This is a genomic window from Corynebacterium sp. c7Ub_26 (genome assembly GCF_053760365.1).
In genome coordinates this window covers 786,659-795,579 of sequence record NZ_JBSNBL010000001.1, presented here as the reverse complement: position 1 = coordinate 795,579, position 8,921 = coordinate 786,659, and the positions used below count along the sequence as shown (strand labels likewise).

Below are 8,921 nucleotides of genomic sequence, written 5' to 3'. Positions count from 1 at the left end.
GGCTGCTCCTTGCTAGTCGGGGTCTGATTTCTCAGTCCAACTAATGGGGAGCAGTTCACCGGACGGGGGGATATAAAAACAGTTCAGCCGTCGACGTTGGCTACACTCGACGTGATGGCAATGGCTTGGAATAGGCCGTGCTTGAATGTGAGGGACGTGCTGCGCTTGAACGTGCAGCGCGTGGGCTCGTGAGCTGATAGTTAAGAACTAGTGGGGAACGATGGGAGGACCTTGACATGGGCACTCGTGGACCATCGTTCTTCCATCGACTCCTGGATATTAGCCGGCGCCAGATTTCCTCCGTCGTCCCGGAGTTTGGGGTAGCTGGTTCACGATCCGCAGAAGTTTTTCACGGTGAAGGCCCGGCGCGGCCCCGCCTCAAGCGTTTTGGGGTTTCCGATCTTCGTCGATTCGCGCTCTTGCGGTGGCTTGGCACCTTCGGATCCGTCTTAATCATGATTGGCGGCTGGGGTGCGGGGGCGATGCCTGTGGTCGACAACACGCTCTGGGACTTCCCCATTGCCAACCTCATGGGTCGAATGTTGTTGACGTCGACTGTGCTTGTGTTCGTCGGCATCGGTTTTCTTGTCACGGCGTGGGCGCTCATGGGTTATTTCGCGTTAGCCGGTCCACGAGAGCACGGTCATGGTTGGGCTACTGCACCGGTGATGGTCCGGAACTTTGTTGCGTGGGTCATCCCTCTGGGCTTTACTGCTCCGCTTTTCACCCAGGACATTTATTCCTATATAGCTCAGGGGGCGATTGCAGCTCGAGGGCTCAACCCGTATCAGGGCGGCCCGGTTGATCTATTAGGCGTGGCAGATCCTCTTGCTCGATCGGTGCCTTTAGTGTGGTCCCATTCGCCGTCCCCCTATGGGCCCGTCGCCATTATGGGTGGCCAAGTGATCTCGTGGTTAACCAACGAGAACATTATGGCGGCTGTTTTCCTCTACCGGCTGGTGTCAATCATCGGCCTCACGCTGTGTGCGTGGGCTGTCATCAAGCTTGCACGCCGCTGTGGTGTGGAGGCATCGGCTGCGCTGTGGCTTGGCGTGTTAAACCCGTTATCGCTTCTTCACCTCGTCGGCGGTATCCACAACGAGTCAATCATGCTTGGTTTGTTGATGGTTGGCATGGAATGGTGCTTCAGGGCTTTCGAACGCCCACTGGACGAGTCCCCATCCGGGTCCGAGTTTCCTTCCCCGGTTTCTGTAGAGCCGACAACGTCGGCGTCGGCACTGTTCACGCGCCGAAGCGTACTGTATTTCGTTGCCGGCGTCGGAGCGATCTGTTGCGCGATTATGGTCAAAGTGACCAGCATTGTTGCGCTGGGTTTTGTCTGGGTCACGCTTATTCGTTCCATTCATCGCAAACATGCGTGGCTGCTCGCCACTGTCATCGTGGGATCCTTGCTCGTTTTCTTCGTCGTCGGCCTGTCTTTTGCTTCTGGGCTCGGCCTCCAATGGCTGACGGTGCAGGGCGGAGCAGCCGATATTGTCAGCTGGATGTCGATTACCACGCTTCTCGGTATTTTTGCTGGGTTCCTAGGAAGTCTGCTCGGACTAGGTGACCACACCGAGGCAATGACCTCGTTTATTCACGGGGTGGGGTTGGTTGTTGCGGCGCTATGGATGGTCCGCATGCTCGTGGCGACCTATCGCGGCCGCCTCCACCCCGTCGGTGGATACGGGGTCGGGATGCTCGTGCTAGTTCTTCTTTTCCCTGTCGTCCACCCCTGGTATGCATTGTGGGCCATCATTCCGCTCGCTGCGTGGGCGAACCGTGCTCTATTCAGGAATACGGCCGTCATCTATTCGATCATTCTCAGCTTCTTCGTTCTGCCTCGCGGATTGAAGTTGCCCGCGTGGAGCGTGACACAGACATATATCGTCGCCGCAGTGAGCTTCGTAGTCTCGGCAGTGCTGGGGTATGTCATCCTCAAAGTCATCGAGGTTCGATCCCCAGGAATCGTGCTCGGACATGCGGACCGCACCCACACGTCCACGGTCAGAATTTCGCGGGGCACTCACCATAAGGTGACGAAGAACACGGACAATCGTGACCGGTCGCGTTCACTGCGGTAGCTACCGCTGAGTCTCTCTGTCGGTATCAGTTCGTCGCGCTACACTCGTACCCTGTGACTCACTCGGAAAATTCGCGTGGTGATGCGTTAATCCTCGATTCCGTCGTGCGGACTTTTAAATCCCGACGGGCCGTTGATGGCATCAGCTTTTCAGTTCGTCGTGGTGAAGTTTTCGCTCTGCTGGGTCCGAATGGTGCCGGTAAAACCACGACGATCGAAATGTGTGAGGGATTCCAGACTCCCGATTCCGGATCGATTGAGCTCTTGGGGATGGATCCGTCGACGCAAACTGACGAGATTCGCGCCCGTATCGGCATCATGCTCCAGAACGGGGGTTCGTACCCAGGAATCCGCGTCAAGGAGATGCTGTCTCTGCTGGCGAGTTACAGCCAGAATCCGTTAGATCCCTCCTGGCTCCTGGAGATCGTCGGGCTGACTGACCATGCTCACACGCCGTATCGTCGGCTCAGCGGTGGTCAGAAGCAGCGGCTCTCGTTGGCATGCGCATTAGTTGGCCGGCCGGAAGTGATCTTTTTAGACGAACCCACTGCCGGTTTGGACGCTCAGTCACGATTGGCTGTGTGGGATTTAATCAGCTCACTCCGTCGCGATGGGGTGACCGTATTGCTTACCACCCACATGATGGATGAGGCGGAATCATTAGCGGATACCGTGTTGATCATTGACCATGGTCGCGTCGTCGCCCACGGGACCACACAGGAATTAACGAACGCCGACGATGCACGAATTTCCTTAACGACGTCGGGCGCGCTGGATTTGTCGGCTGCTAACAGTTTTTTGGCTGAGAACACCCACGCAGGCGCTCCCCACGCAGGGTCGGACGACGCGCCGACAGTGAGCCAGCCACCACTTCGTGTCTCGGCTGTGCGCCCACAGCATTACCGCGTGGATGGACAGGCGAACCCAGAAGCAGTGAGCGCTATCGTAGCCGCTGCTAGTGCTCAAGGAATCCTAATTACCGCTCTAACGGTGGACCATCGGAGTCTTGAGGACGTCTTCTTGGATATCACCGGACGAGAGATGAGGTCCTAAATGATGGCAGACAATCGCGGCACAGAGTCTCTTACTGGCGCCCAATCCCCCACTGAGGCCTCTACTCAGGACACTGAGACCACCGAGGATTCGCGTTTCGCGCCGGGGACGTTTACACCACAGCCCCATCGAGCCTCCACAACGAAGCTTGTTTCTGCTCAAGCGAGAATGGAGACTCTCCTGTTCTTGCGTCATGGTGAGCAGCAGCTTCTCTCGATGGTCATCCCCATCGCGATGCTCATCGGCTTCACATTGATGCCCTTCCTCGATCTCGACGATCCGATCGCGCGGCTGTTCCCCATGGTCTTAGCCGTCGCAGTGATGTCCGCGGGATTTACGGGTCAGGCGATTGCCGTCGTCTTCGACCGTCGATATGGAGCCTTGAAGCGGATGGGAGCCTCAGCCCTCCCCAAGTGGGCGATTATTGCGGGTAAGGCGTGTGCCGTTGTGGTCGTGGTGTTGCTTCAAACCCTGGTTCTTGGTGCGATCGCCATGGTCATGGGGTGGTCGACGACTCCCCTCGGCGTCGTGATGGGGATTGTTTTCCTTATCGTGGGAGCTGTCGCCTTCACCGCGCTAGGGTTGTTATTGGGCGGCACGCTCCATTCTGAGGTTGTTCTGGCACTGGGGAATCTCCTGTGGTTCGGGCTCATGGGTGTGGCGGCAATTGTCGCCATGGAGCCGGGAATTCGCGAGGGGATCCATGCGCTGCTCATGCTTTTCCCCTCGGTCGCCTTGACTCAAGGACTTATCGACGCGTTCCACGGGAGCTTTAACGTCTTTGCTCTCGTGATCATGCTCATGTGGTCTGCTCTCAGCGGTTTCGCTGCTAGTAAGCTGTTCCGTTTCACGGCGTAGAACGCCTTCGTCGTCGGCTAGTCCTGGATTATCGGAAGCCTCCGACTTCGCGTGAGGATTTTCGTGAATAACCCCACGTGTGTGCGATCGTGGTGTGCGCGGTGCGGGCTGTAGGCTGGAGAATCGTGAGTGCAATTCAGACTAATGATGCTCGGCGTGACGAACCGACACAATTAGGTCCCGGCTCCCGTGAAGATGCGACTACTCCTCCATCGACGGCAGGAGGATTCGTCCGCGGCTGCTATTCCTTTGCTCGTCGTACCCGCTTCCCCGTGTGTACTGTGGCCCGCCAACGGCTGTTTGCGCTGGCGTTGTTAATTGCCCAGATCGGCATCACATTCACGGGCTCGATTGTTCGTGTGACAGCTTCGGGGTTGGGCTGCCCGACGTGGCCCGAGTGCCAACCGGGATCGCTGGTTCCAGAAACTGGATCAATCCCATGGGTTCACCAGCTCATTGAATTCGGAAACCGCACGCTCACCTTCGTTCTGACCATTTTCGTCATTTTGGCGTTTCTCGCGGTGTCGCGTGCCAAACGGCGTTCAGAAATCATCGTCTTGGCGTTCATCCAAGGAATCGGCGTGATAGCCCAGGCGGTCATTGGCGGTATCTCCGTCCACCTTGATCTGGCGTGGTGGATGGTTGCGCTGCACTTTTTACCCTCGATGGTGCTCGTATGGCTTGCTGCCTTGCTGTGGGTTCGAATCGACGAACCTGACGACGGTAAAGCCCAGGTGATGTACCCGCAGCCTTTGCGCTGGCTGGCTCTCATGTCGTCCATCGCCATGGGGATCACCCTGATTACAGGAACCATGGTGACGGGTGCTGGCCCTCACGCAGGCGACTCGGAGGTCCCCGCCGATTCGCGGCTCCAAATACCGCTTGATCTGATGGCGCACCTGCATGCGCACGCGATGTACCTGTACCTCGGCCTCGTGGCAGGTTTATTGTTCGGGCTTCTCACTGTTCGAGCTGACCGAGCGATCATGAAGACGACACAATGGTTGGTCGTCTTGATTGTTCTCCAAGCTGGGGTTGGCATCGTCCAGTATTGGCTGGGCGTTCCGCGGTGGACTGTTCCGCTTCATGTTATTGGTTCTGGTGTGATCTGTGCTGTGACAGCAGTGTTGTGGGCACAGGGCAAGCGGCGCGCCGCTCCAAGGATTTAGGTTAAAGATTTTAGGAAGCCTGCTGCGCGTTGTAGCGGTTTCCGTCGATCATTCTCTTGTCCGCCGAGGACTCCCTACCTCTCCATGGAGGTGTCACTGGTTTATGTGTTTCGGGGATCCCCGGCGGACTTTGCTTTGTCTACACGAACGGTTCTACGAGAATTCTATTTGTCGAATAGATGATTGTGCTCGGTGATCAGATCTTAAAAACCAAGAACTTCGTGAAGCGGTTGTAAATTGATTACCGCATCAATGGAGAGACCAACGAACAACAACGACAAGTAGTTATTCGATAAAATAAATAACCTAATAGGTTTCACTGGTTTACCAGTAGAGATTCGCTTGTAAAGGCGAGTGGCGCTGATAATGAACCATGCCCCTGCCCCGATTGCGGTGAGAGTATAAAACCAACACGAGGCGAAAATAAGGGTCAGGGACGTGAGGACAGTAAGCCAGGTATAGAAAAGTATTTGTTTTGCAACCTGAGCTCGTGTTTTCACTACTGGCATCATGGGCACCCCGGCACCGCGATAATCTTCTTCATACCGCATACCTAGAGCCCACGTGTGCGGGGGCGTCCAGAAGAAGATGATCATGAATAGTGCGACGGCTTGTAGCCATCCAGCCACCGAATGATTAGACGTGTTATCAGCAATAACGGCCCAGCCGACAATGACGGGCATGCATCCTGCGGCCCCACCCCAAATCACGTTCTGCCACGTCCGGCGCTTGAGCCATTTCGTGTAGACGAAGATATAAAAGAGGATGGTCAGCATCACGAAAACTGCTGATAAGAGCGAATGACACAAGAATGTGAGGAACAAAAAGCTCAGCACAGTCATCGATGAGGCAAAAACCTTGGCTTCTGTGAGAGTCAGCCGGCCGTCCACTAAGGGGCGATTCTGGGTCCTCTTCATAACCTTGTCGATGTCACTGTCGACGATCATGTTGAAGGAGTTGGCAGCGGCAGCTCCCATCCATCCCCCGACAAGCGTCAACAAGATGAGCCAGAGGTGGATAGTACCGCGATCCGCCTGAAGCATGGCGGGAATCGTTGCGACCAGGAGAAGCTCAATTACCCGTGGCTTCGTGAGCGCCACATACGCCTTTATCTTCTCCACTTGCCTCTTTTTCCTCCATGTCCGCTGACAGTCCTCATCGCTGACTGATCGTTCATGCTTGTCTCGGCACTGGTGATGGGCATCTGTGCGTCGTAGCTATGACCATATTTAGGACAGTCACCGCCCTAGTCTAACAATCACGATGTTATTCGTTGACTTGCCACGGGATTTTTACTCGAGGAGGAAATTCCATCCTGAACACTCGACCCCGACGGGGCTTATAGGCGCCGCGTTTCGTCAGGCCATGCTGACCCTCTGAAGAGGGTGCCTGAGGCGGGCATGAGAGCCTGTGCAGATCCCCTTTGAATAGCTTCGTAGACCGCGATGAAACTTCAGCCTAAACTGGTGTTCGTTTACTCCGAGGAGTTTTATTCCGCGGGAATGTTGCTTCAGCGGGAACCAACTTAGCGGTCGCTACGTAGACGGTAAGCATGTCTACGGCACGCGCACAGAAAGGTGATCAGAAGGTGATTGATAAGACTTCGGCAGTCATCAAGCGGTATGCACAAGCTCGGGAGCTCGTTCCCGACCATATCCGCAGAGCCGTGGAACCAGCCTTCCCCAAAGACTGGGATGAGATCGACTCGCGATCCGTCGACACAGTCCGCGTTTTAGCTGCAGATGCTGTTCAGAAGGCAAAATCCGGTCACCCCGGCACGGCGATGAGCTTGGCTCCCCTGGCCTACACCTTGTTCCAGCGAACAATGCGCCATGATCCCTCGGATCCCGACTGGGTAGGCCGCGACCGATTCGTCTTATCCTGCGGGCATAGTTCGATGACTATTTACGCCCAGCTCTTCTTGGGCGGATTTGGCCTAGAGCTCGACGACCTCAAGCAGCTCCGTACGTGGGGATCCTTGACTCCCGGCCATCCGGAGTACGGGCATACCGCGGGGGTTGAAATTACGACCGGTCCTCTGGGGCAGGGTTTGGCCTCATCCGTCGGTATGGCCATGGCCGCCCGTCGTGAGCGGGGGCTTTTTGACCCTGATGCTCCGGCAGGACAGTCACCCTTCGACCACTTCATTTATGTGATTGCTTCCGACGGTGACCTTGAAGAAGGCGTGACCAGCGAGGCGTCATCACTTGCAGGGACACAGAAACTCGGCAACCTCATCGCTTTTTGGGATGATAACCGTATCTCGATCGAAAACGATACGACGATTGCGTTTAATGAAGACGTCTGCGCCCGGTATGAAGCCTATGGATGGCAAGTTCTGAATGTTGAGTCCGGTGAAGATATTCAGGCGCTAGAAGCCGCGATCACGTTAGCTCAGCGCGAAACCAATCGTCCGACGCTCATCCGCGTCCGAACCGTTATCGGTTACCCGTCCCCCACCAAGATGAACTCCGGTGCTGTTCACGGAGCAGCACTCGGTGATGATGAAGTTGCCGCCGTTAAGCGCATCTTAGGTTTCGATCCTGATCAGACCTTCGAAGTCTCAGACGACGTCCTTTCTCATACGCGGTCACTTCGTGATCGGGGTGCCCGCGCCCATGAGGCCTGGTCGGCCGACTTTGACCGGTGGGCTAAGGAGAATCCTGATCGGAAAGCCCTATTTGATCGTCTGTATGCCCGGAGACTTCCCGATGGCTGGGATGCTGATCTGCCTGAGTGGGAGGCTGATGGTTCCGGAATTGCGACGAGGAAAGCCTCGGAGGTTACGCTTCAGTCGCTGGGTGCGACGCTACCGGAGCTGTGGGGAGGCTCTGCCGACCTAGCTGGATCGAATAACACAACTATTAAGGATGCGGATTCGTTCGGCCCCTCCACCATTTCTACTGATTCATGGAATGCGCAACCCTATGGCCGAGTGCTTCACTTCGGTATTCGTGAGCATGCCATGGGTTCTATTCTCAACGGGATTGCTCTTCACGGGCCGACGCGCCCCTATGGCGGCACTTTCATGGTCTTCTCCGACTACATGCGCCCTGCAGTACGTTTGGCTGCGTTGATGAAGACCGACGTGTACTACGTGTGGACACACGACTCGATCGGGTTGGGCGAAGACGGCCCCACCCATCAACCTGTGGAGCATCTTGCTGCCCTGCGCGCTATCCCAGGCCTTGCGGTCCTGCGTCCTGCTGACGCGAATGAGACTGCCTCCGCATGGCGAGCAGCGATTGATTCCCCCGAGGGGCCCAAAGCGCTGGCATTGTCCCGCCAGAACTTACCTGTGTTGAAGGGAACCAAGGAACTCGCTCGGGACGGTGTCCGTCGTGGTGCTTATGTCCTGGTTCGTGAGTCCGCGGAACGCCCGCAGGTCATCGTGATGGCCTCGGGTTCGGAAGTCCAGCTCGCTGTCGAGGCTGCCAAAGTTTTGGAGTCTCGCGGTGTAGCAACGCGTGTTGTGTCCGTGCCATGTATGGATTGGTTCTTGGAGCAAGATCAGTCATATCAGGACGAAGTCCTTCCTCACGACGTCACCGCCCGCGTATCAGTGGAAGCGGGCATCGCAATGCCGTGGTATCAGCTTCTCGGGTCGCGCGGTAAAGCCGTCAGCCTTGAACACTTCGGAGCATCAGCTGCCGCTAGTGAGCTCTTTGAAAAGTTCGGCTTTACTGTCGACGCCGTCGTCGATGCTGCCACCTCTGTTGTAGAGAACTAAGACCATCTACGTCATATTTGCGCGTTAC

5 protein-coding genes and 1 pseudogene are annotated in these 8,921 nt (G+C 56.3%); 5 read left to right on the top strand and 1 reads right to left on the bottom strand.

Translation table 11 applies throughout. The annotated features are described in order from the left end of the window. The first annotated feature begins 236 nt into the window (after window positions 1–236). The 4 genes from mptB to ACWORE_RS03390 all read left to right on the top strand — a co-directional run bounded on the left by mptB (window position 237) and on the right by ACWORE_RS03390 (window position 5,163). Complete coding sequence (gene mptB / locus ACWORE_RS03405) at window positions 237–2,084, top strand: polyprenol phosphomannose-dependent alpha 1,6 mannosyltransferase MptB (RefSeq protein WP_455302556.1); 1,848 nt, start codon at window positions 237–239, stop codon at window positions 2,082–2,084. A 53-nt stretch (window positions 2,085–2,137) separates the two neighbouring features. Next, a complete protein-coding gene (locus ACWORE_RS03400) occupies window positions 2,138–3,136 on the top strand; it encodes an ABC transporter ATP-binding protein (RefSeq protein ID WP_455302555.1) in 999 nt (332 codons plus the stop codon). Next, complete coding sequence (locus ACWORE_RS03395) at window positions 3,137–3,994, top strand: ABC transporter permease (RefSeq protein WP_296135593.1); 858 nt, start codon at window positions 3,137–3,139, stop codon at window positions 3,992–3,994. A gap of 125 nt (window positions 3,995–4,119) precedes the next feature. Beyond that, complete coding sequence (locus ACWORE_RS03390; protein WP_455302553.1) at window positions 4,120–5,163, top strand: COX15/CtaA family protein; 1,044 nt, start codon at window positions 4,120–4,122, stop codon at window positions 5,161–5,163. 203 nt (window positions 5,164–5,366) lie between these two features. Here the strand turns inward: ACWORE_RS03390 and ACWORE_RS03385 are convergent. After that, window positions 5,367–6,362, bottom strand: a pseudogene (locus tag ACWORE_RS03385) (heme o synthase); the annotation flags it as partial. Between the two features lie 455 nt (window positions 6,363–6,817). On the opposite strand from ACWORE_RS03385, the gene tkt reads away from it, so the two are divergent. Further along, window positions 6,818–8,893, top strand: coding sequence for a transketolase (gene tkt / locus ACWORE_RS03380; protein ID WP_455302624.1), 2,076 nt, complete (start codon window positions 6,818–6,820; stop codon window positions 8,891–8,893). Window positions 8,894–8,921: the final 28 nt, after the last annotated feature.